This window comes from Streptomyces mauvecolor (assembly GCF_039532965.1).
GTDB classification, from domain to species: domain Bacteria; phylum Actinomycetota; class Actinomycetes; order Streptomycetales; family Streptomycetaceae; genus Streptomyces; species Streptomyces violascens.
Map to the genome: position 1 here is coordinate 140,950 of NZ_BAAASQ010000008.1, position 24,446 is coordinate 165,395.

A 24,446-nucleotide genomic window follows, 5' to 3' on the forward strand; every position below is an offset into this window, starting at 1 on the left:
AGGGATTCCGACGGGAGAGGAACCATGAAGTACGACGTGTTGCAGATCGTCGGCGCGATCATGATGGCCCTGTTCACGCAGGGTGCGATCCGGCTGCTCATCGACCACGACAACCGCGGACTGCTGGGCTGGCTGCCCGCCGGGTTCTGGGCCCTGCTCTGCGTGTACGCGGTCGTGATCGCCGCTGGAGCGATCCTCACGAGCTGGTCCCATACGCATGCCAAGGCGCTCGGCCGCCGGTGACCGGCCCGGACACGCGAAAGGCGCCCCGCCCTCACAGGAGGGGGGAGCGCCTTGGCGTCAACTGCCCGGTCAGGCAGGGAGGTTGGCCTCGATGAGGGCGACGACCTCGGGGGCGTCCGGCTCCGTGCGGGGGCGGATCCGGGCGGCCACCTCGCCCTGCGGGGAGAGCAGGAACTTCTCGAAGTTCCACTGGATGTCGCCGGCCTCGCCGTCGGCGTCCGTGGTCTTCGTCAGCTCCGCGTACAGCGGGTGCCGGCCGGCGCCGTTCACGTCGGTCTTCTCCAGGAGCGGGAAGGTCACGCCGTACGTCGCCGAGCAGAACGTGCCGATCTCCTCGGCGGTGCCGGGCTCCTGGCCTCCGAACTGGTTGCACGGCACGCCGAGCACCGTCAGACCGCGGTCGCCGTACTCCTTCTGGAGGCGCTCAAGGCCCGCGTACTGCGGGGTCAGACCGCACTTGGACGCCACGTTCACCAGGAGCACGGCGCGGCCCTCGTAGTCGGCGAGGGAAGTCGGCTCGCCGGTCAGGGTGCGCAGCGGGATGTCGTACAGGCTCATCGGTAACTCCTTCTGGAATAAGGTGAGTTGATCAGTCGGCGGGGGTGGCCAGAGGACGGAAGAGGCCCTCTTGGACCACCGACACCAGCAGTTCGCCCTCGCGGTTGTAGATCCGGCCGCGGGCCAGGCCCCGGCCGCCCGTCGAGACCGGGGACTCCTGGTCGTACAGGAACCACTCGTCGGCGCGGAACGGGCGGTGGAACCACATCGCGTGATCGAGCGAGGCCATGTCGAAGCCGCGCGGCCCCCACAGCGGTTCGACCGGGATGCGCACCGCGTCCAGGAGCGTCATGTCGCTCGCGTACGTCAGCGCGCAGGTGTGCACCAGCGGGTCGTCGCCCAGCGGGCCGACCGCGCGCATCCAGACCGCGCTGCGCGGATCCGCGCCCTTGATCTCCTCGGCCGTCCAGCGCAGCCGGTCCACGTACCGGATGTCGAACGGCTGGCGGCGCGCCATCCGCTCCAGCGCCTCGGGAAGGGCGCCCAGGTGCTCGCGGATCTCCTCGGTGACCGTGGGCAGCGACTCGGGCTCGGGGAAGTCGAGGCGCGGCGGGAGCTGGTGCTCGATGCTGCCGTGCTCCGGCCGGTGGAAGGACGCGGTGAGGTTGAAGATCGTGCGGCCCTGCTGGACGGCCGTGACCCGCCGGGTGGTGAAGGAACGCCCGTCGCGCACCCGCTCCACCTGGTAGACGATCGGCACGCCGGGGCGCCCCGGGCGCAGGAAGTACGCGTGCAGCGAATGCACCGGGCGCTCGCCGTCCGTGGTGCGCCCGGCCGCGACCAGGGCCTGGCCCGCGACCTGCCCGCCGAAGACCCGCTGGAGGGACTCCTCGGGGCTGCGGCCACGGAAGATGTCGACCTCGATCCGCTCCAGGTCGAGCAGGTCGACGAGTCTCTCCGCAGGGTTGGTCATGTTCGTCGCAGTCCTCTCGCAGAAGGGGGCGCGGTCAGAGCTCGCCGACGTCGGTGACGCGCACCACCGCGCGGCCCTCTTCGTCGGAGGCCGCCAGATCGACCTCCGCGCTGATGCCCCAGCCATGGTCGCCGTTCGGGTCGGCGAACGTCTGGCGGACGCGCCACAGCCCGTGCGCCGTGTCCTCCTCGATCGCGAGGAGCTTGGGCCCGCGCGCGTCGGGACCGGTGCCGAGGTCGTCGTACTCGTCCCAGTACTTGTCCATCGCCTCGCCCCACGCGTCCGCGTCCCAGCCGGCCTCCGCGTCCAGCTCGCCCAGCGCGTCGACGTTGTCCAGGGCCGCCAGCTCGACCCGGCGGAACATGGCGTTGCGCACGAGCACACGGAAGGCGCGGGCGTTGGCCGTGACCGGCTTGACCTCGTCGGCCTTCTCCTGGGCCTCCTCGGCCGTCTGGATCTCCGGGTTGGCGAGCTGCTCCCACTCGTCCAGGAGCGAGGAGTCCACCTGGCGGACCATCTCGCCGAGCCAGGCGATGAGGTCTTCGAGGTCCTCGGTCTTCAGGTCGTCCGGGATGGTGTGGTCGAGCGCCTTGTACGCGCTCGCCAGATAGCGCAGGACGATGCCCTCGGTGCGCGCCAGCTCGTACCAGGAGGTGAACTCCGTGAAGGTGAGCGCCCGTTCGTACATGTCACGGATGACGGACTTCGGCGAGACCGGGTGGTCGCCGACCCACGGGTGCGACTTCTTGTAGACGTTGTACGCGTGCCACAGGAGCTCCTCCAGCGGCTTCGGGTACGAGATGTCCTGGAGCCGCTCCATGCGCTCCTCGTACTCGACGCCGTCCGCCTTCATCTGGCCGACGGCCTCTCCGCGTGCCTTGTTCTGCATCGCGGCGAGGATCTGCCGCGGGTCGTCCAGGGTCGACTCGACGACGGAGACCATGTCGAGCGCGTACGACGGCGACTCCGGGTCCAGGAGGTCGAAGGCGGCGAGCGCGAACGTCGACAGCGGCTGGTTCAGCGCGAAGTCCTGCTGGAGGTCGACGGTGAGCCGGATCGTGCGGCCCTCGGCGTCGGGGGTGTCCAGCTGCTCCACCACGCCGCCGTCGAGCAGCGAGCGGTAGATCGCGATGGCCCGCCGGATGTGCCGCAGCTGCGCCTTGCGCGGCTCGTGGTTGTCCTCCAGGAGGTGCCGCATCGCCTCGAAGGCGTTGCCCGGCCGGGCGATCACCGAGAGCAGCATGATGTTGGTGACCCGGAAGCGGGAGGTCAGCGGCTCCGGATCGGAGCCGATCAGCTTCTCGAAGGTGGTGTCCGACCAGGCCACGAAGCCCTCGGGGGCCTTCTTGCGGACCACCTTGCGGCGCTTCTTCGGGTCGTCGCCGGCCTTGGCGAGCGCCTTCTCGTTCTCGATGACGTGCTCGGGCGCCTGGGCCACCACGAACCCGGCGGTGTCGAACCCGGCCCGCCCGGCGCGGCCCGCGATCTGGTGGAACTCACGGGCGCGCAGGGTGCGTACGCGGTTGCCGTCGTACTTGGTGAGCGCGGTGAACAGGACCGTACGGATCGGCACGTTGACGCCGACGCCGAGGGTGTCCGTGCCGCAGATGACCTTCAACAGGCCCGCCTGCGCGAGCTTCTCGACCAGGCGGCGGTACTTGGGCAGCATGCCTGCGTGATGCACGCCGATGCCGTGGCGGACGTAACGGGACAGGTTCTGGCCGAACTTGGTGGTGAAGCGGAAGTTGCCGATCAGGTCGGCGATCTTGTCCTTCTCCTCGCGGGTACACATGTTGATCGACATGAGCGACTGCGCCCGCTCGACCGCCTGCGCCTGAGTGAAGTGCACGATGTAGACCGGTGACTGCCGGGTTTCGAGCAGCTCGGTCAGCGTCTCGGTGATGGGCGTCGTCACGTACTCGTACGAGAGCGGCACGGGCCGCGTCGCGGAGCGGACCACCGCGGTCTCGCGGCCGGTGCGGCGGGTGAGGTCCTTCTCGAACATCGCGACGTCGCCGAGGGTGGCCGACATCAGGACGAACTGCGCCTGGGGGAGTTCCAGGATCGGGATCTGCCAGGCCCAGCCGCGGTCGGCCTCGGCGTAGAAGTGGAACTCGTCCATCACGACCTGGCCGATGTCGGCGTGCTTGCCGTCGCGCAGCGCGATCGAGGCGAGCACCTCGGCGGTGCAGCAGATGACGGGCGCGTCCGCGTTGACGGAGGCGTCACCGGTCAGCATGCCGACGTTCTCGGTGCCGAAGAGCTTGCACAGGTCGAAGAACTTCTCCGAGACCAGCGCCTTGATCGGCGCGGTGTAGAACGTCACCTCGTCCCGAGCCAGTGCCGCGAAGTGCGCACCCGCCGCCACCAGGCTCTTTCCTGAGCCGGTCGGGGTGGAAAGGATCACGTTGGCCCCGGACACGACCTCGATCAGCGCCTCCTCCTGGGCCGGGTACAGGTTGATGCCCTGGTCCTCGGCCCAGGTGGAGAAGGCCTCGAAAAGGGCATCGGGGTCGGCACTCGGCGGCAGCTGATCGATAAGGGTCACGACCCCATCTTGCCTGGCTCGGGACCGGAAGCGGGAACCGGCCGTCGGCATGAAGATCATCGCAGGTAGGCTGCCAGCTCGGCCCGTCCCCGGACAGGCCGTCAACTGAGCTCATGAGCAAGAGGAATGGGGCGGGGCACGGCCATGATGGGACCAGCTCACTCACTGTCGGGGGCCGCGGCCTGGCTCGGGGTGGGCGCGGCAGCGGCCGCCGCCGGACATCCCATGCCGTGGCCGGTGCTCGTCGTGGGCGCCCTGATCACGGCGGGTGCGGCCCTCGCGCCCGACCTCGATCACAAGTCGGCGACCATCTCGCGCGCCTTCGGGCCGGTGTCCCGCGGCCTGTGCGGCATCGTCGACGAGCTGTCGCACGCCGTCTACAAGGCGACCCGCGGCCCCGGCGACCCGCGCCGCAACGGCGGCCACCGCACGCTCACCCACACCTGGCTGTGGGCCGTCCTGATCGGGGCGGGCGCCTCGGCGGCGGCGGTGTTCGGCGGGCGCTGGGCGGTCCTCGCGATCCTCTTCGTGCACCTCGTCCTCGCGGTGGAAGGCCTGCTGTGGCGGGCCGCCCGGGTCTCCAGCGACGTGCTGGTGTGGGCGCTCGGGGCCACCAGCGCGTGGATCCTGGCGGGTGTGCTCGACCAGCCCGGCAACGGCTCGGACTGGCTGTTCAGCGGGGCGGGCCAGGAGTACCTGTGGCTGGGTCTGCCGATCGTGCTCGGCGCGCTCGTCCACGACATCGGCGACGCCCTGACGGTCTCGGGCTGCCCGATCCTGTGGCCCATCCCGCTGGGCCGCAAGCGGTGGCACCCCATCGGCCCGCCGAAGGGCATGCGCTTCCGTGCCGGCAGCTGGGTGGAGCTGAAGGTCCTGATGCCGGCGTTCATGGTGCTGGGCGGGATAGGGGCGGCGGGGGCGCTGAACTTCATTTGACCCCCACCCCGCCCCCTCCCTAGACCCGCCGGGGGTTGGTGAAGGGGCGAAGCAGGGTTTCCTGGGGCTCCGCCCCAGACCCCGTTCGCGCCTTAAGGGCGCTCGTCCTCAAACTCCCCCAAGGCCTCAAGGGCCAGGGGGACCCCATGACGGGCTGAAATGCCACACCCGCGCTCAACGACGAACCGGGGCCAGGGGCCCAGCACCGGAGTGCCGAGCCCCCGCAGGGTCATCCATGCCAGGAGCGCCACAGCGCCGCGTACGCGCCATCCGCCGCGACCAGCTCGTCATGGCTGCCCAGCTCGCTGATCCGGCCGCCCTCGACCACCGCGATGACGTCCGCGTCGTGGGCGGTGTGCAGCCGGTGGGCGATCGCCACCACCGTGCGGCCGTCCAGGACGCGGGCCAGTGAGCGTTCCAGGTGGCGGGCCGCCCGCGGGTCCAGGAGCGAGGTCGCCTCGTCCAGGACCAGCGTGTGCGGGTCCGCAAGGACCAGCCGGGCCAGCGCAATCTGCTGGGCCTGCGCCGGGGTCAGGGACAGGCCGCCCGAGCCGACCTCCGTACCGAGGCCGTCGTCGAGCGCCCGCGCCCAGCCGTCCGCGTCGACCGCCCCGAGCGCCGCCCACAGCTCGGCGTCGTCGGCGCCCGTGCGGGCGAGCAGCAGGTTGTCCCGCAGCGAGCCCACGAACACGTGGTGCTCCTGGTTGACCAGCGCGACATGCTCGCGCACCCGCTCCGCCGGCATCCGTGACAGCTCGGCATCGCCAAGCGTGACGCGGCCCTCGCGCGGCGAGTAGATCCCGGCCAGCAGCCGGCCGAGCGTCGACTTGCCCGCCCCGGACGGCCCGACCAGGGCGACCCGGGTGCCCGGGGCCACCGACAGCGACACCTCGTGCAGCACGTCCACGCCCTCGCGGTAGCCGAAGCGGACCTCGTCCGCATCGACGTGCCGCCCGTCGGGGCGCACCCCGGCGTCACCCGCGTCGGGCTCGATGTCCCGCACGCCGACCAGGCGCCCGATCGACACCTGGGCCACCTGGAGCTCGTCGTACCAGCGCAGGATGAGCCCGACCGGCTCGACCAGCATCTGGGCGAGCAGCGCGCCCGTGGTGAGCTGGCCGACCGTGATCCAGTCCTTGAGGACGAACACCCCGCCGATCGTCAGCACCGACACCATGATCGTCATGTGGCTGACGCTGACCACGGGGAAGAGCACCGTGCGCAGCCACAGCGTGTACCGCTCCCATGCCGTCCACTCCTTGACCCGCTGGTCCGAGAGCGCGATCCGGCGGGCGCCGAGGCGGTGTGCCTCGACCGTGCGGCCCGCGTCGACCGTCTCGGTCAGCGCGGCGGCGACCGCCGCGTAACCGGCGGCCTCCGAGCGGTAGGCGGCGGGCGCCCGCCGGAAGTACCAGCGGCAGCCCACGATCAGGACCGGCAGCGCGATCAGCACCGCGAGCGCCAGCGGCGGGGCCGTGATCCCGAGCGCGCCGAGCAGCAGGGCCGCCCACACCACGCCGATCGCCAGCTGCGGCACGGCCTCGCGCATCGCGTTGGCCAGGCGGTCGATGTCCGTGGTGATCCGGGACAACAGGTCGCCCGTACCGGCCCGTTCGAGCACGCTCGGCGGCAGCCCGACCGACCGCACCAGGAAGTCCTCGCGCAGATCCGCCAGCATCTCCTCGCCGAGCATCCCGCCGCGCAGCCGCACCATCCGCACGAACACCGTCTGGACGATCAGCGCGGCCGTGAACAGGGCTGCCACGCGGCCGAGGTGAAGGTCGCGGGACCCCTGCGAGAGGTCCTCCACGACGCCGCCGAGGAGGTACGGGCCGACCATGGAGGCGAGCACGGCGACCGCGTTCACTCCGACCAGGACCGAGAACGCCCTGCGGTGGCGCCGCATGAGTTCCCTCACGTACGAACGCACCGTCGCCGGGGTGCCGACCGGCAGGGTGGTGGCCGACTGCGGGGCCGCCGGGTCGTACTCCGGTGCTGCCACGCCGATCATGCCGACTCCTCCACTTTCTCCATGGCCCGTGACGCCGCCTGCGCCATCGTCTTCGACTCTTCCTCGTCCGTCTCGCGGGTGACGACCGCTCGGTAGCGGGCGTCGGTGTGCACCAGTTCGCGGTGCACGCCGACCGACGCGACCTCGCCGTCGTGCACGAACACGATCCGCTCGGCCAGGTCGAGCAGCAGCGGCGACGACGTGAACACGACCGTCGTCCGCCCCGCCCGCAGCCGCTTGATGCCGTCCGCGACCCGCGCCTCGGTGTGCGAGTCGACGGCCGAGGTCGGCTCGTCGAGCACCAGGACCTCGGGGTCGGCCACCAACGAGCGTGCCAGGGCGAGGCGTTGACGCTGCCCGCCCGAGAGGGACCGGCCGCGCTCGGTGATCCGGGTGCCCATCGGGTCCTGGCCGTCGTCGACCGACGCCTGCGCGAGCGCCTCCAGTACGTCACCGCACTGTGCCGCCGCCAGCGCCTCCGCCGCCTCGACCTGCCCGGACGAGGGCACGTCGAGCAGCTCGCGCAGCGTGCCCGAGAGCAGCACCGGATCCTTGTCCTGGACCAGGACGACGGTGCGGGCGCTGTCCAGCGCGAGACCGTCGAGCGCCACCCCGCCGAGCAGCACCGACGCCAGCCCGTCCGACTCCGCGGCATGTCCGCCGAGCCGGTCCGCGAGCCGCCCCGCCGCGTCCGGATCGCCGCACACCACGGCCGTGAACCGGCCCTCGGGGGCGAGCAATCCGGTCGCCGGGTCGTACAGGTCACCGGACGGCAGAGCCCGCTCCGGCCCGGACGGCACCCCCGTGTCCGTCCCGGCCGGGTCGGTGACCCGCTGGATCGCGAGCACCCGCGCCGCCCGCTTCGCGGAGGGCCGCGAGAACGAGTACGCCATCGCGATCTCCTCGAAGTGCTGCAACGGGTACAGCATCAGCGTCACCGCGCTGTACACGGTGACCAGCTCACCCACCGCGATCCGTCCGTCGAGCGCCAGACGCGCGCCGTACAGGACGACCGTGATGAGCAGGAGTCCGGGAAGGAGCACCTGGACCGCCGAGATCAGCGACCACATGCGGGCGCTGTGCACCGCGGCCCGGCGGACCTCCTGGGAGGCCTCGCGGTAGCGGCCGAGGAACAGGTCCTCGCCGCCGATGCCGCGCAGCACGCGCAGGCCGGCGACCGTGTCGGACGCCAACTCCGTCGCCCGGCCCGCCTTTTCGCGCTGGACGTCCGCGCGCCTGGTGGCGCGCGGCAGCAACGGCAGGACGGCCAGGGCCAGTACGGGCACGCCGATCGCGACGACGATGCCGAGCGCGGGCTGGTAGATGAGCAGACCGACACAGATGATCACGAGTGCGGCGGCGGCCGCCGCGAAGCGCGAGAGCGCCTCCACGAACCATCCGATTTTCTCCACGTCGCCTGTCGATACCGCCACCACTTCGCCCGCCGCGACCCGGCGCGTGAGCACCGAGCCGAGCTCGGCGGTCTTGCGCGCGAGCAGCTGCTGCACCCGGGCGGCCGCGGTGATCCAGTTGGTGACCGCGGTGCGGTGCAGCATCATCTCGCCGACCGCGATGGCCACGCCGAGCAGCACGTTGAGCGCCGCCGCCAGCGCGAGCCGGTTGCCCGAGCGGTCGACGGCCGCCTGTACGGCCAGGCCGACGGTCAGCGGCAGTCCGGCGATGCCGCACTGGTGGAGCAGCCCCCAGGCGAGGGACTTGAGCTGGCCGCCGAGCTGATTGCGGCCCAGCCAGTAGAGGAAGCGGGGACCCGAGCGGACGTCCGGTTCGCCTGGATCCGTAAAGGGAAGATCGCGAATCTGCATGACGTCCCGGGATTCCTTGCATCGAGTGGCTGGAGCCGTGCAAGGTTCGCCCTTTTCACTTACGGATTTCAATCGATTTTTCCGCGTTGGGGCCCAGAACCCGCCATGGTCCGGCCCTCGGGTCTGGCGTCCCGGCCGCGCTCGCGCTTCACTCCTGACCCATGAGACGACGAAGGATCATGTCCATGCTCGGCGGCCTCACCCTGGCCGCCGGTCTGCTGCTCGGCGCGGGCCCGGCCGCCGCTGCCGACACCCCGCCCGCCGAGTTCGGCACCGACTGGCACGACCCGCTGACCGCGGCGCCGCCGGTGGCGACCCCGCACACCAAGTCCTGCCAAGTCACCCTGGCGGAAGTCCAGTTCCGCGACTACACGCCCTACAAGGGGAGTTACGCGCCTCCCCAGGGCTGCGGGGACCGCTGGAGCAAGGTGGTGCTGCGCCTCGACGGCAAGGTCAAGGGGCGCCAGTACGACCGCCTCGGCTATCTCCACGTCGGCGGCGTGGAAGTGCTGCGCACCTCGACGCCGGAGCCCTCGGTGGACGGCATCGCCTGGAACGTCGAGAAGGACGTCACGCGCTACAGCGACACCTTCCGCGCCGCGCAGCCCGTCGAGATGCTCATCGGCAACACCGTCGACGACACTTACACGGGTGTCATCGACGTCAAGGTGACGCTCACCTTCTACGCTGCCGAGGGCCGCACCGCGCCCGCCGCGACCCCCGACAAGGTGCTCCCGCTGGACACCCCGCAGGTCACCACCCCGCGCAACGCCGAACGCGTCGTCGCCGAGGTGTACGCGACCGGCTCGGGCGGCGGCTGCGAGGAGTTCTGGTACCTCGCCGCCCCCGACCCCGCCGCGTACTCCTGCAAGGCGCCCGCCGGGCCGAACCGGGAGGTGCAGGTCAGGGTCGACGGCCAGCTCGCCGGAATAGCAGCGCCATTCCCCACCGTATGGACGGGCGGCTGGTCCAACCCCTTCCTCTGGTACGTCGTCCCCGCGCCCCGCGCCTTCGACGTGAAGCCCGTCGAGTACGACCTGACGCCGTACGCGGCGCTGCTGAATGACGGCCGCCCGCATCAGGTCGAGGTGTCCGTCGCCGGGGTCCCGGCCGGGCAGGCGGGCTGGTCCACTCCGACGAACCTGCTCATCTGGCAGGACAAGGGCAGCAAGGTCGTCACCGGCGCGCTGACCCGGCACGACGAGACGAAGCCGGTCAACTCGACGACGTACAAGCCTGGTTCGCCGGAGCTGCGCCTCGACGCGAGCAGTAGCCACCGGCTCACCACGGCCGGCTACCTCGACACCTCGCACGGCCGCGTCACCACGACGGTGGCCCGCTCGGTGTCGGCCGAATCGGTGCACCGCTGGACCGAGGGCGAGAACACCGACGCGCTGAAGGGGAGCTGGCACGACGACGAGAGCGTGACGACGGATGGCCGGGGCCCCGCCGTGACCGCCCGGAACAATCGGACCTACACGATGGACGGCACGACGACCATCGCCGCGGACAACCGGCTGCGCACCGTCATCACCCTCGGCGACCGCGCGGACGCCGTCACCCTGCGCGGCGCGCGCCCCACTGCTTTCTCGCACCTCGACGACACCTATCGGGGTGACGCGTCCTGGACGATGAACGTGCCGCGCGAGCAGCGCCACGCGGTGGGCACCTCCGCCGAGCGCTACCGTCTGTACGGCTCGGACGGCTGCTACGACCGGAGCCTGAAAACGGCCCAGGGCACCCTGACGGAGGACGTCCGGCACTGCTGAAACGCGGGTGCCCCCGGGCCGGGGGCACCCTGCCTCACGCTTCTACGGGCTTTGCGGAGTCCATCCCGGGGCGGGACTTCTTCCACTCACCGCGGGTGAAGTCGGGAATCCGCTGCGGCAGGCCGCGCTGCTTGATCGACAGATTGCTCAGCGGGACCGGAGACGTCCACGTCGCCGCGTCGTACACGTCGAAGTCGGGCACGAGACCCAGCCGCATGCACTGCATGAGGCGGAACACCAGCATGTAGTCCATCCCGCCGTGCCCGCCCGGCGGATCGGCGTGCTCCTTCCACAGCCAGTGGTCCCACTCGGCGTACTTCGAGAAGTCGCCCCACTCGTCGTTCTTGTGGTCCGGCTCGATGTAGATCCGCTCCGGGTAGTCCTCGAAGAGCCCTTTGGTGCCGCCGAGGCTGTTGATCCGGCTGTACGGATGCGGCGTCGAGACGTCGTGCTCCAGGCGGATCACCCGGCCCCGGGCGGTCTGCACGAGGCTGATCGTGCGATCGCTCTCGATGTACGTCTCCTTCCAACTCGGGTCGCCCACAGGCATGTTGGCGGCCCGGTACTGGGCCAGGCCGAGCGAGGGCGAGCCGACGCTGACGATGCTGACCGCGCGGTCGCCCCGGTTGAGGTCCATGTAGTTGGCGACCGGGCCGAAGCCGTGGTTGGGGTAGAGGTCGCCGCGCAGCCGGGTGTGCCAGAGCCTGCGCCAGGGGCCCTCGTAGTACGCGGGGTCGAACATCAGGCCCCGCAGATCGTGGTTGTACGCGCCCGCGCCGTGCAGCAGATCCCCGAACTTCCCGGCGTGCGCCATGCGCAGCACCCGCATCTCGTTGCGGCCGTAACAGCAGTTCTCCAGCTGCATGCAGTGCCTGCGGGTGCGCTCGGAGAGGTTCACCAGGTCCCACAGCTGGTCCAGCTGGAGCGCGACGGGGCACTCCACGCCGACGTGAACCCCGTTCAGGAGCGCCGACTTGGCGATCTCGAAGTGCGAGTCCCAGGGGGTGGCGACATGCGCGAAGTCGATGTCGCCGCGCCGGAACAGCTGCTCGTAGTCGTGGTCGCCATGCACGTAGACGGCCGGCGCCGGCTGCCCCGCGGCCACGACCTTGGCAGCGGCCCGCTCGGCCTTCGCCCTCACCGGATCGCACAACGCCACCACCTTGACGCCGGGCACGGCGAGATAGAGGTCGATCATCGCCCCGCCCCGATTGCCGAGCCCGATCAGCGCGACCCGCACGGCCGAACGCCGCTGAAAAGGCACCCCGATCATGGTCCCGCCCTGGCGCCGGGGTTCCTGCGCGGCAACCTCCTCGGCTGCGGCGGGTGCGGCCCCGAAAGCGAGCCCGGCCCCGGCGGCCCCCGCGGCCCCCAGAACGGACCGCCGACTGACCTCGTGCTGCTCCGGCACCGCGTCGTTCATCGAACCTCCTGGTGAGAGACAGGAATCCCATGGGCTGACGTTTGTGAGACCTTTACCGAACCCAGGTAGCGACCTTGGTGGGTGAGGTGTGCGATGCGCAAGAGGGCGGGTGCGCGTGTCGGGGTGCGGAGAAGGGCTTTGCGGGGCCCCGATGCAGTACTGGGCGCCCTCCATGGGCGCGGGGCTGTGACACTGTGCGGCTCCGCCGCGTGGGCGCGACCGGCCACGGACGACCCGCAGCCGAACCCTGCCCCGGCGCCCCGCGCTCGCGCCTAGCTCCGCCTCACATACTCCGGTCCCGGTCGAGTCGCCCGCTCGAGCTCAAGGATCACCGAGTAATACCGCCGCCCCGTACCCCGCTCCAACCCCACCTCACACATCCGATTGGCCGACAGATGCGCCTCGTAGGGGAGCGCACCGACCTCAGCCGCCTCTCGCGCCGTGGCCGAAGCGGTCAGCTCGGGATGCAACATCCCCCGGTCTCCCGCAAACCCGCAGCATCCCGCATCGTCCGGCACGACGACCTCCTCCGCGCAGGCCGAGGCGACGGCCCGCAACGACGCCTCGTCGTCCAAGTGCCGCATGGAGCAGGTCGGATGGAGGACGGCAGACCGCGCCGTGCGCAGAATCGTGAGGTGCGGAAGCAACTCCTGCGCGGCCCACACCACGGAGTCGACCACCTTCAGCTCATCGTGCAACTCCCGGTTGTCGTCGGTGAGATACGGCACCACCTCGTGCGCGATGCCGAGCGTGCACGACGACGCGTCGACGACCAGCGGGAGCAGACCCCCGGCGGTCCAGCCCCACGCGGCCTGGACGATGCGGTTGGCCATCACCGCGTTGCCCTCGACGTACCCCTTGGAGTGCCAGATCGTGGCGCAGCAGGTGCCCGCCACGTCGTCCGGAATCCACACCGGCCGCCCGGCCCGCTCGGACACGGCCACCAGGGCCTGGGCGAGCGAGGGCCCGCGGAAGCCCTCGGGTTCGCCGAAGATGCGGTTGACGCAGGCCGGGTAGTACACGGCAGAGGCGCCGACCCGCTGGGTGCGGGGGAGCGAGGCAGGGGCCGCGCCCGGGATCTGGGGAAGCCACTCCGGTACGAGATCGGGGCGCACGGCCCGCCGGGCGAGGCCGGTCGCCCGCTCCAGAATCCGGTCGCCGACCTTGTCCGCCGCCGCGACGGCGAGGCGCGCGGAGGCCTCGACCGCCTTGAAATGACGGGCGGCGAGCGCCGCGACGCGCTCCTCGCGCGGGCTGTGCCGCCGGTGCCGGAACTCCTTCATCAGGGCGCCCGTGTCGATGCCGACCGGACAGTCCAGGGCGCAGGTGGAGTCGCCTGCGCAGGTGTCGACCGCGTCGTAGCCGTACGAGTCGAGCAGCCCGGCCGCCACCGGGGAGCCGTCCGCCTGGCGCATCAACTCCCGCCGCAGCACGATCCGTTGGCGGGGTGTGGTGGTGAGATCGCGGCTGGGGCAGGTCGGCTCGCAGAAGCCGCACTCGATGCACGGATCGGCGATCAGCTCCACCTTCGGGATGGTCTTGAGGCCTCGAAGGTGCGCCTGCGGGTCGTGGTCGAGCACGATGCGCGGCGCCAACACTCCGTCGGGATCGATGACGTGCTTGGTCCGCCACATCAGCTCGGTCGCCTTCGGCCCCCACTCCAGCTCCAGGAACGGCGCGATGTTGCGGCCCGTGGCGTGCTCGGCCTTGAGCGACCCGTCGAAGCGCTCCACCGTGAGGCGGCAGAACTCGTCCATGAACGCCGCGTACCGCTCGACATCGGTCGGCTTCGACGCGTCGAAGGCGAGCAGGAAGTGCAGGTTGCCGTGCGCGGCGTGGCCGGCGACGGCCGCGTCGAAACCGTGCCGGGCCTGGAGTCCGAGCAGCGCCGCACAGGCCTCGGAGAGGCTGGAGGGCGGTACCGCGAAGTCCTCCGTGATCAGCGTCGTGCCGGAGGGCCGGGAGCCGCCGACCGCGGTCACGAACGCCTTGCGGGCCTTCCAGTACCCGGCGATCGTTCGCGCGTCCCGGGTGAGTTCGTTGGTCACCGAGGCGACGGGCGCGACGAGGTCGAGCCCGGCCATCACCTCCGTGGCCGCCCGCTCGTACGCATCCTGGGCCGCCGCGTGGGGCGCCCGGAACTCCACCAGGAGCGCGGTGGTGTCCTTGGGGAGCCCGGCCCAGTCGGCGGGAACCCCCTTGACACGGACGGAGGCCCGCAGCGTATTGCCGTCCATCAGCTCGACGGCGATCGCGCCCGCCTCGTTGAACAGCGGCACGGCCGCCGCCGCGGCGGGCAGTGAGGGGAAGAAGAGCAGCGCCGTGGACACCAGGCGGTCCAGCGGCAGCGTGTCGAAGACGACCTCGGAGATGAAGCCGAAGGTGCCCTCGGAGCCGACCATCAGCCCGCGCAGGATCTCGACGGGCGTCGCCCCGTCGAGGAACGCGTCCAGGCGGTAGCCGTTGGTGTTCTTGATCGCGTACTTGGCGCGGATCCGGGCGGTCAGCTCCGCGTCCGCCTCGATCTCCGCCTTGAGGGCCAACAGGCCCTCGCAGAGCCGGGGTTCGGCATGCGCGAGGTCCTCGTCGGCCGTCGGATCGCCGGTATCGACGACCGTGCCGCTCGGCAGTACGAAGGTGAGCGAGGAGACGGTGCGGTACGAGTTGCGGGTGGTGCCCGCCGTCATGCCCGAGGCGTTGTTGGCGACGACCCCGCCGACCGTGCAGGCGATCGCACTGGCCGGATCGGGCCCGAGCACCCGGCCGTGCCGGGCGAGCGCGGCATTGGCGCGGACGACGGTGGTCCCCGGAAGCACACGCGCCCGCAGCCCGTCGTCGAGCACCTCGACCCCCGCCCAGTGCCGGCGCACGTCGATCAGGATGTCCTCGCCCTGCGCCTGACCGTTCAGGCTGGTGCCCGCCGCCCGGAAGACGACTTCGCGGCCCCTGCCGTGCGCGTACGACAGGACCGCGGAGACGTCGTCGATGTCCTCGGCGACGACGACCACCTGCGGGACGAAGCGGTACGGGCTGGCGTCCGAGGCGTACCGTACGAGGTCGGAGACCTTCCAGCACACCTTGTCCGCGCCGAGCAGCGCGATCAGCTCCGAGCGCAGCGGCTCGGGAGTGCCGGCCGCCAGGCGGTCGGGGACCCGGTCGGGCGACGGCTCGCGGCGTCCTCGCGGGCGGAGGCTTCGCGGATCTGGCTCAAGGAGTGGCATGGCCACGGCCTCCTCGGGTCCGTCAGCAGCGGCGCTCCGGAGATCCGTCCACCAGAGCCGTAAGAAGTCCGCCGAGCACCTCGCGCTGGCCGGCGGTCAATGGAGCCAGGATCTCCTCCGCGGCGCCCCGGCGCGCGCTGCGCAGGGCCCGCAGCGTGGCGCGGCCCGCGTCCGTGAGCTCGATGCGGATCACCCGGCGATTGGTCGGATCCGGCACCCGGCGCACGTTCCCGCTCTCCTCCAGCGCGTCGACCAGCGTGGTCACGGCGCGCGGGACCACTTCGAGGCGGGCGGCCAGGTCGGCCATGCGCGGCGGCTCGTTCCAGTGCGCGACCGTGCGCAGCAGCCGGGACTGCGCGGGCGTGATGCCTACCGGCTCCAGGTGCTGCTTCTGGATCCGGTGCAGTCGGCGGGTCAGCCGCAGCAACTGCTCGGCCAGCAGGCCGTCGGCGTCGGGGGCCCGGGAAATGTGTGGCTGCATACGGGAACAATAACAGGACCCCGTTCATTGTGAGTATAGGTAACAATGAGCTATGCTCCCGAAGTCATCGCCGTTCCGCCTTCGGGCGGACGCCCTCACACCCTGTCGAAGGAGCCCATGCGCCCCGAACAATCCACCTGGACACCCCCGCCCCGCGGCGCCGGCCCGCAAGAGCCGGCCCAGATCCGCCGCATCCTCGGCCTGTTCCGCCCCTACCGCGGCAGGCTCGCGATCGTCGGCCTTCTCGTCGCGGCGTCCTCGCTCGTCTCGGTCGCCTCGCCGTTCCTGCTGCGCGAGATCCTCGACGTGGCCATCCCGCAGAACCGCACGGGCCTGCTGAGCCTGCTCGCCCTCGGCATGATCGCCACCGCTGTCGTGAACAGCGTGTTCGGCGTGCTGCAGACGCTCATCAGCACCACCGTCGGCCAGCGCGTCATGCACGACCTGCGCACCGCGGTCTACGCCCAGCTCCAGCGGATGCCGCTCGCCTTCTTCACCCGGACGCGCACCGGCGAGGTGCAGTCCCGCATCGCCAACGACATCGGAGGCATGCAGGCGACCGTCACCTCCACCGCCACCTCGCTGGTCTCCAACCTCACGGCTGTCGTCGCCTCCGTCGTCGCGATGCTCGCGCTCGACTGGCGCCTGACGCTCGTGTCGCTGCTCCTGCTGCCGGTGTTCGTGTGGATCAGCCGCCGGGTCGGCCGCGAACGCAAGAAGATCACCACCCAGCGCCAGAAGCAGATGGCCGCCATGGCCGCCGAGGTCACCGAATCGCTGTCGGTGAGCGGCATCCTGCTCGGTCGCACCATGGGCCGGGCCGACTCGCTGACCAAGTCCTTCGCCGCCGAGTCCGAGCGTCTCGTCGACCTCGAAGTCCGCTCCAACATGGCCGGCCGCTGGCGCATGTCCACCATCGGCATCGTCATGGCCGCCATGCCCGCCGTCATCTACTGGGCGGCCGGCATGGCCCTGGACACCGGCGGCCCCTCCGTCTCCATCGGCACCCTGGTCGCCTTCGTCTCGCTCCAGCAGGGCCTGTTCCGGCCCGCCGTGAGCCTGCTGTCCACGGGCGTCCAGATGCAGACCTCGCTCGCCCTCTTCCAGCGGATCTTCGAATACCTCGACCTGCCGGTGGACATCACCGAACCTGACGAGCCGGTGCGCCTGACCAAGGCGCGCGGCGCCGTCCGCTTCGAAGGCGTCGACTTCCACTACGACGACAAGCAGGAGCGGCCGACCCTCTCCGGCATCGACCTGACCGTGCCCGCCGGGGGCAGCCTCGCCGTGGTCGGCCCCACCGGCTCCGGCAAGTCCACCCTCAGCTACCTGGTGCCGCGCCTGTACGACGTGACGGGCGGCCGCGTCACCCTCGACGGCGTCGACGTGCGCGAGCTGGACTTCGACAGCCTGGCCCGCTCGGTCGGCGTGGTCTCCCAGGAGACGTACCTCTTCCACGCCTCGGTCGCCGAGAACCTCCGCTTCGCCAAGCCGGAGGCCACCGACGAGGAGCTGGAGGAGGCCGCCCGCGCGGCCCAGATCCACGACCACATAGCCTCGCTGCCCGACGGCTACGACACCCTGGTCGGCGAGCGCGGCTACCGGTTCTCCGGCGGCGAGAAACAGCGCCTGGCCATCGCCCGCACGATCCTGCGCGACCCGCCCGTCCTCATCCTCGACGAGGCGACCAGCGCGCTCGACACCCGTACCGAACACGCCGTCCAGCAGGCCATCGACGCGCTCTCCGAGGGCCGCACCACGATCACCATCGCCCACCGCCTTTCCACCGTGCGCGACGCGGACCAGATCGTCGTCCTCGACGGCGGCCTGATCGCCGAGCGCGGCACCCATGAGGAACTGCTCGACCAGGACGGCAGATACGCGGCCCTGGTCCGCAGGGACGCCGAGCTGGCCCCGGTCACGCGCTGAGCCCCGGTGTCCCCGCACACGGCGACGCCGCCGCTCCCGTGGGACGGGGAGCGACGGCGCCGGGCGTGACGATCGTCAGACGAGCCAGCCGATGAAGTGGAGGACGCCGGCGAGCAGGCCAGTAATCAGGTTCATGGTGGTGCTTTCTCCTTGTGCGGTGGGCATCGGACAGATGCCGCTGTGGGACTGCGCAGCGTCGGTCTGCAGCCCGTCGCTTGCGCCTCTCAAGCATCCGTCGCCGCAAGGGAGTTGAGCAACGAATGCCGTGACGATCACGCGTACCAGCGAACAACCGATCCCCTGTTCGTGTGTTCCCCAAGGTTGGGCGCGTTGCGTGTCGACCACTGGCGAATGTCTGATTTGTCTTATATGTGGAGGTAGCGTGCCGCCATGAGTGAGACCTCGTACCGTCGACGGGCCGGGCTGTCCCGGCGTGGCCGACTGCTCCTCCTGCTGGCGCTCGCGCTGCTCATGGTGAACGCTGTGGCGCTCTTCCTGCTGCTGCGGGACACTGGCGCCCCGGCCCGGACGCTGGTCGTGCCGGAGGGGTGGCGGGCGAGTCAGGTGTACGCGGCCGTCGACAAGAGTCTCGATCTGCCGCCCGGCACCACGAAGGCGGCCGCCGCGAAGACGCACCTCAAGCTTCCGGCCGAGGCCAAGGGAAACCCCGAGGGCTACCTGTACCCGGCGACGTACCCGATCACGGACGACACGACCCCGGGCGGACTGCTGGCCTACATGGTCGAGACCGCCAACCAGCAGTTCGGGCAGGAGCGGGCCAGTGCGGGCGCCCGGCGCAGCAGGCTGACGCCGTATCAGATGGTGACCATCGCCGGAATCGTGCAGGCCGAGGCCGAAACCCCGGCCGACATGGGCAAGGTCGCGCGCGTCATCCGCAACCGCCTGGCCCTCGGCATGCCGCTCCAGATGGACTCGACCCTGAACTACGCGCTCAACCGCTCGACGCTGATTACTACGGCGTCCGAGACCAGGACCAACAGCCCGTACAACACCTACCGTCACAAGGGCCTGCCGCCGACCCCCATCGGAAATCCGGGCCGGCATGCGATGAGCGCAGCCCTGAACCCGACTCCGGGCAACTGGCTCTACTTCGTGACCGTGGCCCCCGGCGACACCCGCTTCACCGACAGCTATGCCCAACAGCAGCTGAATGTGGGGGAGTTCAACGAGAAGCAGAAGAAGGCGGCCAAGGCGGGCTGAGCCGGATGGCGCCCGCCCTCCGGGCGGGCCGGCTACACCCCGACCGGATTCCGGTCGAGCAGCCGTTTGATCTCGCGCACCGCCGCCCGCCCGGCCCGGTTCGCACCGATCGTCGATGCCGAGGGGCCGTAGCCGACCAGGTGGACGCGTTCGTCCCGGGCCGCCCTCGTGCCCTCGAGGCGGATGCCGCCGCCCGGCTCGCGCAGCCGCAGCGGGGCGAGATGGTCGACGACCGGGCGGAACCCGGTCGCCCAGAGGATGACGTCGGCCTCGACGGTCCGCCCGTCGTTCCAGGCCACCCCGCGCTCGGTGATCCGGTCGAACATCGCAACGCGGTCCAGGACGCCCTTGGCGCGCGCCGCCCGGACGGCGTCGTTCAGCGGCAGCCCCGTCACCGACACCACGCTCCTCGGCGGCAGCCCGAGCCGTACCCGCTCCTCGACCATCGCCACGGCCTCACGTCCGGCCTCCTCGTCGAACGGGCCCTCGCGGAACACCGGCGGCCGGCGCGTCACCCACGTCGTGTCCGCCGCGACCTCGGCGATCTCCATCAGATGCTGGGTGCCCGACGCCCCGCCGCCGACCACGACGACCCGCTGTCCCGCGAAAGCGCCGGGGCCCGGATAGTTCGCCGTGTGCACCTGCCGTCCCCGGAACGTCTCCTGGCCCGGATAGCGCGGCCAGAACGGCCGATCCCAGGTCCCGGTGGCATTGATCAGTGCACGCGTCGCATAGCCGCCCTCCGAGGAGGTCTCGACGAGCAGCCGCCCTCCTTCGCCCTCCCGTACGGCGCCGACATCGACGGGCCGGTGCACCCGCAGGTCGAAGGCGTCCTCGTACGCGCCGAAATACCCGCCGATGACCTCCGAGGAGGGGCGGTCCGCGGCGGCCCCCGTCAGCTCCATGCCGGGCAGCGCGTGCATGCCGTGCACCTTGGCGTAGGTGAGCGAGGGCCAGCGGAACTGCCAGGCACCGCCCGGTCGCGGCGCGTGGTCGAGCACCACGAAGTCGCGGTCGGGCTCCAGGCCCGCCCGCCGCAGGTGGTAGGCGCCGGACAGGCCCGCCTGCCCGGCGCCTATGACCACCACGTCCACGTCTCGCACCCCGAAGTCGTTCACGGTTCTACTAACCGCGCGAGGTGCGGGGATCTTCCCGTGGCCGAGGCCCGCTCAGCGCCCGCCACCCACCAGGAGCGGCGCCCCGCCCGGCGCGGAGGCCGGACGCCCGTTCTCCGCGGGCACCCCGAGCAGCGGCGAAGCCGGGATCCTCGGCAGCAGACCGCGCGCGGCGAGCTCGGGCGTCACGCCCTCGCCGAACCAGTACGCCTCCTCCAGATGCGGATAGCCGGAGAGCACGAAGTGCTCGATGCCGAGGTCGTGGTATTCCTCGATCCGGTCGGCCACCTCCGCATGGCTGCCGACCAGCGCCGTGCCCGCGCCGCCCCGGACGAGCCCCACGCCCGCCCACAGATTCGGCGAGATCTCCAGGTCGGCCCGCGAGCCGCCGTGCAGGGCGAGCATCCGCTGCTGGCCCACCGACTCGCTCTTGCCGAGCGCCTGTTGGGCCGCCGCGATCGTCTCGGCATCGAGGTCGCCGAGCAGCCGGTCGGCCGTCGCCCACGCCTCGCGCGACGCATCACGCGAGATGGTGTGCAGGCGGATGCCGAACCGGACGGTGCGCCCCCGCTCCTCCGCGAGCCCCCGGATCCAGTCGATCTTCTGCTTCACCTGCGCGGGCGGCTCGCCCCAGGTCAGATACACATCCGCATGGTCGGCGGCCACCGGTCCGGCCGCCGCCGACGAGCCGCCGAAGAAGATCTCCGGCAGCGGATCCGGCGGCAGCGCGGTCAGCCCGCCCTCCACCTGGTAGTGCTCGCCGTCGAAGTCGTACGGCTTCCCGCGCCAGACACCCCGTACGACGGACAGGAACTCCGAGGTCCGTGCATAGCGCCGGTCGTGGTCCAGGTGGTCGCCGAAGCGGCGCTGCTCGGTCGAGTCGCCGCCGGTCACCACGTTGAGCAGCAGCCGGCCGCGGGTGATGCGCTGATAGGTGGCCGCCATCTGCGCGGCGAGGACGGGGGAGATCACGCCGGGCCGGAAGGCGACCAGGAACTTCAGCCGCTCGGTGTGCTGGGCGAGCGCGGCCGTCGTCAGCCAGGCGTCCTCGCACCAGGTCCCCGTCGGCGTCAGGACCGCTTCGAACCCCAACTGCTCGGCCGCTTTGGCGATTTGGGCCAGATACTCGATGTCGGGCGCGCGCACCCCGGTGACCGGAGTGATCCGTGAGCGCTTGATGCCGCCGTCGGTGTAGGCGTGCCGGTCGACCAGGGTCCGGCCGTCGCCGCCGGTGGGCAGGAACCAGTGCAGATGGACGGTCATCAGGAGGAGGCCTTTCCGTACGAGCGGGGCGCGGTGGTGGAGGCGGGGAGCGAGCCGTTGAAGCGGGTGTCGACGTAGTCCTTGAAGGAGAAGCGGCGCGGAATCAGCTTCAGGTCGGCGAAGGTGTCGGCGATCTGCTGCTCCGAGGCGATCGCGGCATCGTCCACGGCCACCGGGACGCGGGTGCCGTTGCTGCGCTTCACCGAGTCGAGCGCCACGGAGTAGGGGAGCCCGGTCTCCTTCGACCAGACCTTGGCCCACGCCTCGGGGTGCTTGAAGACCCAGTCCTGGGCGCGGTTGAGGCGCTGGACGTAGTCCCCGATGGCCTTCGCCTTCGCCGGGTCGCCCAGCGCGGCGGGCGCCGCGACCTGGAACCCGAGGCCGTTGACGACCCCCTCGCCGGTCGCGAGCACGCGCCCCTTCTTCGAGCCGAGGACCTGCGAGGTGTACGGGTCCCACACCGCCCATGCGTCGACCTTGCCGCGGTTGAACGCGGCGAGCGCGTCGGCGGGCTGGAGATAGCTGAGCCTGACGTCACCGATGCCGAGCCCGGCCTTCTTCAGCGTGGCCAGCAACTGGTAGTGGGCGGAGCTCCCCTGGGCCACGGCGATCGACTTGCCCCTGAGGTCCGAGGGCTGCTTCAGCGGGGAGTCCTCGGGCACGAGGATCGCCTCACCGGCGGACGAGCCGTGGCTGGCCGCCACCACCTTGATCTTGGAATCGGCGCCCGCGGCGAACACCGGCGGCGTGTTGCCGACCGCGCCGATGTCGACGGCCTTGGCGTTGACCGCTTCGAGCAGGGGCGGCCCCGAGGTGAACGTGGACCACTTGATCGTGTAGTCGAGATGGTCGAGCTCTCCGGCCGCCTTCAGGATGGCCTGCGAACCGCCTTTCTGGTCACCGACGTCGAGCGTGACACTGCCGGAGGTCCCGGTCTTGGTATCGGCGGCCGAGTTCCCGCCGCACGCGGCGAGGAGCAGGGTGAGCGGCAGGAGCAGAACGGGCAGGGTGTGGCGTCGCATGAGTACGTGCTTTCTTCGCAGGGGGTTCATGGGGAAGGGGCGGCGGGCTGCTCGACGCCCAGTTCGGTGAGGAGCCGGGACCGCAGCCCGGCGAATCCGGGCGCACCGACCGTGCGGGGCCGTTCGAGATCGACAGGCGCGTCATGGGCGATGACCCCGTCCCGCATGACAAGGACGCGGTCGGCGAGCAGCAGCGCCTCGTCCACGTCATGCGTGACGAGCAGCACCGCGCAGCCGCGCCGCTGCCACAGCTCGGCGACCAGCTGCTGTGCCTTGATCCGGGTCAGTGCGTCCAGCGCGCCGAACGGTTCGTCGAGCAGCAGCAGATCGGGCTCGCGCACCAGCGCCCGCGCCAGCGAGGCGCGCTGGGCCTCCCCGCCGGACAGCGTCTTGGGCCAGGCCCCGGACCGGTGCCCGAGCCCCACCTCCTCCAACGCGCTCTCCGCGACGGCCCGTTGGGGCTTGCCGGGAAGTCCGAGGAGTACGTTGCGCCACACCCGCTTCCACGGCATGAGCCGGGGTGCCTGGAAGGCGACGGCCCGCCGCTTGGGCACGAGCACCGTGCCCTCGATCTCCCGGTCGAGCCCGGCGAGCACTCGCAGCAGCGTCGACTTGCCGCAGCCGCTGCGGCCGAGCAGTGCGGTGAACTCGCCCGCTCGCACAGTGAGTTCGAGCCCGTCGATGACGGACCGCCCGTCGAAGGACCGGGTCAGCCCCTCGACCCGTACGGCATCGGCGGTGGCCGTGGTGGTCACTGGCCGGTGAAGGTCGGTCGCCACTGGAGGAGCAGCCTTTCGAGAGTGCGGACGACGGCGTCGGCGAGCAGGCCGAGGAAGGCGTACACGACCAGGCAGACGACGATCACATCGGTACGGAAGAACTCGCGGGCCTGGTTCATCAGGAAGCCGATCCCGGCGTCCGCGTTGATCGACTCGCCGAACACCAGGGCCAGCCAGGCGGTGGCGAGCGAGTAGCGAAGCCCGGTCATCGCGCCGGGCAGGGCGCCCGGCAGCACCACATGCCGCACCAGACCCCAGCGCCCGAGCCCCAACGCCTGCCCCGCTTCGACGAGTTGGGCGTCGACGCCCCGGATCCCGGCGTACACGTTGAGATACAGATGGAAGGCCACGCCGAGCGCGATCAGGGCCACCTTGGGGGCTTCGCCGATGCCGAGCCAGATGATGAACAGCGGGATCAGGCCGACCCAGGGCACGGTGCGCAGCATCTGCACAGTGGCGTCGATCAGGTCCTCGCCGAGCCGGGAGAGCCCGGAGAGCAGTGCCAGCGTGATCCCGGCAGCGCCGCCTATGAGCAGGCCGACGGCCACCCGCTGGAGCGAGATGGCCATCGCCGACGGCAGCGTTCCGTCCCCGATCAGATCGGCCCCGGCGCGGGCGACGGTGCCGGGCGAAGCGAGGGTGTCGGGGCTCAACACCCCGGTGGCGCTGAGGACTTGCCACAGGACGAGCAGGGTGAGCGGCCCTACGGTGCGTCGCAGCCAACGCGGCACGGAGCGCAGCCGACTGCCCCGGGCAGCGGAGGGAACGACCGGTTCGAGAGCGGGGCCGACGGGTGTGGCGAGGGTGGCTGCACCGGATGTGGCCGAAATATCCGGCGGGGCGTGATCGACGGTCATGGGGACTCCATGGTCGGGCGAAGGAGATGAAGGGTGCTTGGGGCAGCGGCGGACGATGCCATGGCGCGGACGCGTGTGTGTGCGGGCCTTCGCCGGGCGATGGCGCGGGACGCGACCACTCGCCCGCACGCGTCGGCGGTCGACGGCGAGGCCCGGAAAGGCTCGGGAAGAGCTCTGGAAATGACGGGGGGAGAGGCGTACGACGTCGCTGGACGCAACGGGCCGAGGGGCAAGGAGCCTCAGCAGCGGTGACCAGCAGAAAGAGACATCAGCACCGGTGGGAAAGGGTGCCCGTCGCCTGAAAGGACGTCAGCAGCCGCGACAACAGGCGGCG

General features: G+C 71.1%; 19 protein-coding genes. 5 read left to right on the forward strand and 14 right to left on the reverse strand.

All coding sequences use genetic code 11. The features are described 5' to 3' along the window. Nucleotides 1-24 precede the first annotated feature (24 nt). Entirely contained in the window at nt 25-243 is a 219-nt protein-coding gene (locus ABD346_RS08520) for a hypothetical protein (RefSeq protein WP_344373512.1), read from the forward strand. A gap of 69 nt (nt 244-312) precedes the next feature. Here ABD346_RS08520 and ABD346_RS08525 read toward each other — a convergent pair whose 3' ends face one another. Genes ABD346_RS08525 through ABD346_RS08535 form a run of 3 tightly spaced genes read right to left on the reverse strand, consistent with a single transcriptional unit; the run spans nt 313 to nt 4,322 of the window. Then, a complete protein-coding gene (locus ABD346_RS08525) occupies nt 313-801 on the reverse strand; it encodes a glutathione peroxidase (RefSeq protein ID WP_344373513.1) in 489 nt (162 codons plus the stop codon). A 31-nt stretch (nt 802-832) separates the two neighbouring features. Continuing rightward, entirely contained in the window at nt 833-1,714 is an 882-nt protein-coding gene (locus ABD346_RS08530; protein ID WP_344373514.1) for an acyl-CoA thioesterase, read from the reverse strand. Nucleotides 1,715-1,748: 34 nt separating this feature from the next. Beyond that, complete coding sequence (locus ABD346_RS08535; protein ID WP_344373516.1) at nt 1,749-4,322, reverse strand: DEAD/DEAH box helicase; 2,574 nt, start codon at nt 4,320-4,322, stop codon at nt 1,749-1,751. 84 nt (nt 4,323-4,406) lie between these two features. On the opposite strand from ABD346_RS08535, the gene ABD346_RS08540 reads away from it, so the two are divergent. Further along, nucleotides 4,407-5,198, forward strand: coding sequence for a metal-dependent hydrolase (locus ABD346_RS08540; RefSeq protein WP_344373517.1), 792 nt, complete (start codon nt 4,407-4,409; stop codon nt 5,196-5,198). A 229-nt stretch (nt 5,199-5,427) separates the two neighbouring features. Here the strand turns inward: ABD346_RS08540 and ABD346_RS08545 are convergent, their stop codons facing one another. Both ABD346_RS08545 and ABD346_RS08550 read right to left on the reverse strand, forming a co-directional pair. After that, the gene (locus ABD346_RS08545) at nt 5,428-7,209 is read right to left on the reverse strand and encodes an ABC transporter ATP-binding protein (RefSeq protein WP_344373519.1); all 1,782 of its coding nucleotides are present in this window, start codon (nt 7,207-7,209) and stop codon (nt 5,428-5,430) included. Then, nucleotides 7,206-9,032, reverse strand: a complete 1,827-nt coding sequence (locus ABD346_RS08550; protein ID WP_344373521.1) for an ABC transporter transmembrane domain-containing protein — start codon at nt 9,030-9,032, stop codon at nt 7,206-7,208. The genes ABD346_RS08545 and ABD346_RS08550 overlap by 4 nt, the downstream gene beginning before the upstream one ends. Nucleotides 9,033-9,193: 161 nt before the next feature. Here ABD346_RS08550 and ABD346_RS08555 point away from each other — a divergent pair, with 161 nt between their 5' ends. Further along, nucleotides 9,194-10,801, forward strand: coding sequence for a peptide-N4-asparagine amidase (locus ABD346_RS08555; RefSeq protein WP_344373523.1), 1,608 nt, complete (start codon nt 9,194-9,196; stop codon nt 10,799-10,801). A gap of 34 nt (nt 10,802-10,835) precedes the next feature. On the opposite strand, the gene ABD346_RS08560 is transcribed toward ABD346_RS08555, so the two are convergent. The 3 genes from ABD346_RS08560 to ABD346_RS08570 form a co-directional block, all read right to left on the reverse strand. Further along, nucleotides 10,836-12,224: a Gfo/Idh/MocA family protein gene (locus ABD346_RS08560; RefSeq protein WP_344373524.1), complete on the reverse strand. Its 1,389-nt coding sequence runs from the start codon at nt 12,222-12,224 to the stop codon at nt 10,836-10,838. Nucleotides 12,225-12,496: 272 nt separating this feature from the next. Then, nucleotides 12,497-15,445 carry an FAD-binding and (Fe-S)-binding domain-containing protein gene (locus ABD346_RS08565; protein ID WP_344373526.1) on the reverse strand — a complete coding sequence of 983 codons (2,949 nt, stop codon included), beginning with the start codon at nt 15,443-15,445 and terminating at the stop codon, nt 12,497-12,499. A 22-nt stretch (nt 15,446-15,467) separates the two neighbouring features. Next, the gene (locus ABD346_RS08570) at nt 15,468-15,926 is read right to left on the reverse strand and encodes a MarR family winged helix-turn-helix transcriptional regulator (protein WP_344373528.1); all 459 of its coding nucleotides are present in this window, start codon (nt 15,924-15,926) and stop codon (nt 15,468-15,470) included. Between the two features lie 117 nt (nt 15,927-16,043). Here ABD346_RS08570 and ABD346_RS08575 point away from each other — a divergent pair, with 117 nt between their 5' ends. Further along, the gene (locus ABD346_RS08575; protein WP_344373530.1) at nt 16,044-17,855 is read left to right on the forward strand and encodes an ABC transporter ATP-binding protein; all 1,812 of its coding nucleotides are present in this window, start codon (nt 16,044-16,046) and stop codon (nt 17,853-17,855) included. Nucleotides 17,856-17,930: 75 nt separating this feature from the next. Here the strand turns inward: ABD346_RS08575 and ABD346_RS08580 are convergent, their stop codons facing one another. Then, the gene (locus ABD346_RS08580; RefSeq protein WP_344373531.1) at nt 17,931-18,131 is read right to left on the reverse strand and encodes a hypothetical protein; all 201 of its coding nucleotides are present in this window, start codon (nt 18,129-18,131) and stop codon (nt 17,931-17,933) included. A 114-nt stretch (nt 18,132-18,245) separates the two neighbouring features. Here ABD346_RS08580 and mltG point away from each other — a divergent pair, with 114 nt between their 5' ends. Beyond that, entirely contained in the window at nt 18,246-19,076 is an 831-nt protein-coding gene (gene mltG / locus ABD346_RS08585; protein ID WP_344373533.1) for an endolytic transglycosylase MltG, read from the forward strand. A gap of 32 nt (nt 19,077-19,108) precedes the next feature. Here mltG and ABD346_RS08590 read toward each other — a convergent pair whose 3' ends face one another. The 5 genes from ABD346_RS08590 to ABD346_RS08610 are packed head-to-tail and all read right to left on the reverse strand — an operon-like array spanning nt 19,109 to nt 24,112. Continuing rightward, entirely contained in the window at nt 19,109-20,194 is a 1,086-nt protein-coding gene (locus ABD346_RS08590; RefSeq protein WP_344373535.1) for an NAD(P)-binding domain-containing protein, read from the reverse strand. Between the two features lie 51 nt (nt 20,195-20,245). Beyond that, nucleotides 20,246-21,454 (reverse strand): LLM class flavin-dependent oxidoreductase, encoded by a 1,209-nt coding sequence (locus ABD346_RS08595; protein ID WP_344373537.1) that lies wholly within the window; start codon nt 21,452-21,454, stop codon nt 20,246-20,248. Continuing rightward, entirely contained in the window at nt 21,454-22,476 is a 1,023-nt protein-coding gene (locus ABD346_RS08600; protein ID WP_344373539.1) for an ABC transporter substrate-binding protein, read from the reverse strand. Before ABD346_RS08600 ends, ABD346_RS08595 begins: the two co-directional genes overlap by 1 nt. Before the next feature lie 26 nt (nt 22,477-22,502). Then, nucleotides 22,503-23,255, reverse strand: a complete 753-nt coding sequence (locus ABD346_RS08605) for an ABC transporter ATP-binding protein (RefSeq protein ID WP_344373540.1) — start codon at nt 23,253-23,255, stop codon at nt 22,503-22,505. Continuing rightward, complete coding sequence (locus tag ABD346_RS08610; protein ID WP_344373541.1) at nt 23,228-24,112, reverse strand: ABC transporter permease; 885 nt, start codon at nt 24,110-24,112, stop codon at nt 23,228-23,230. Before ABD346_RS08610 ends, ABD346_RS08605 begins: the two co-directional genes overlap by 28 nt. Between the last annotated feature and the right edge of the window lie 334 nt (nt 24,113-24,446).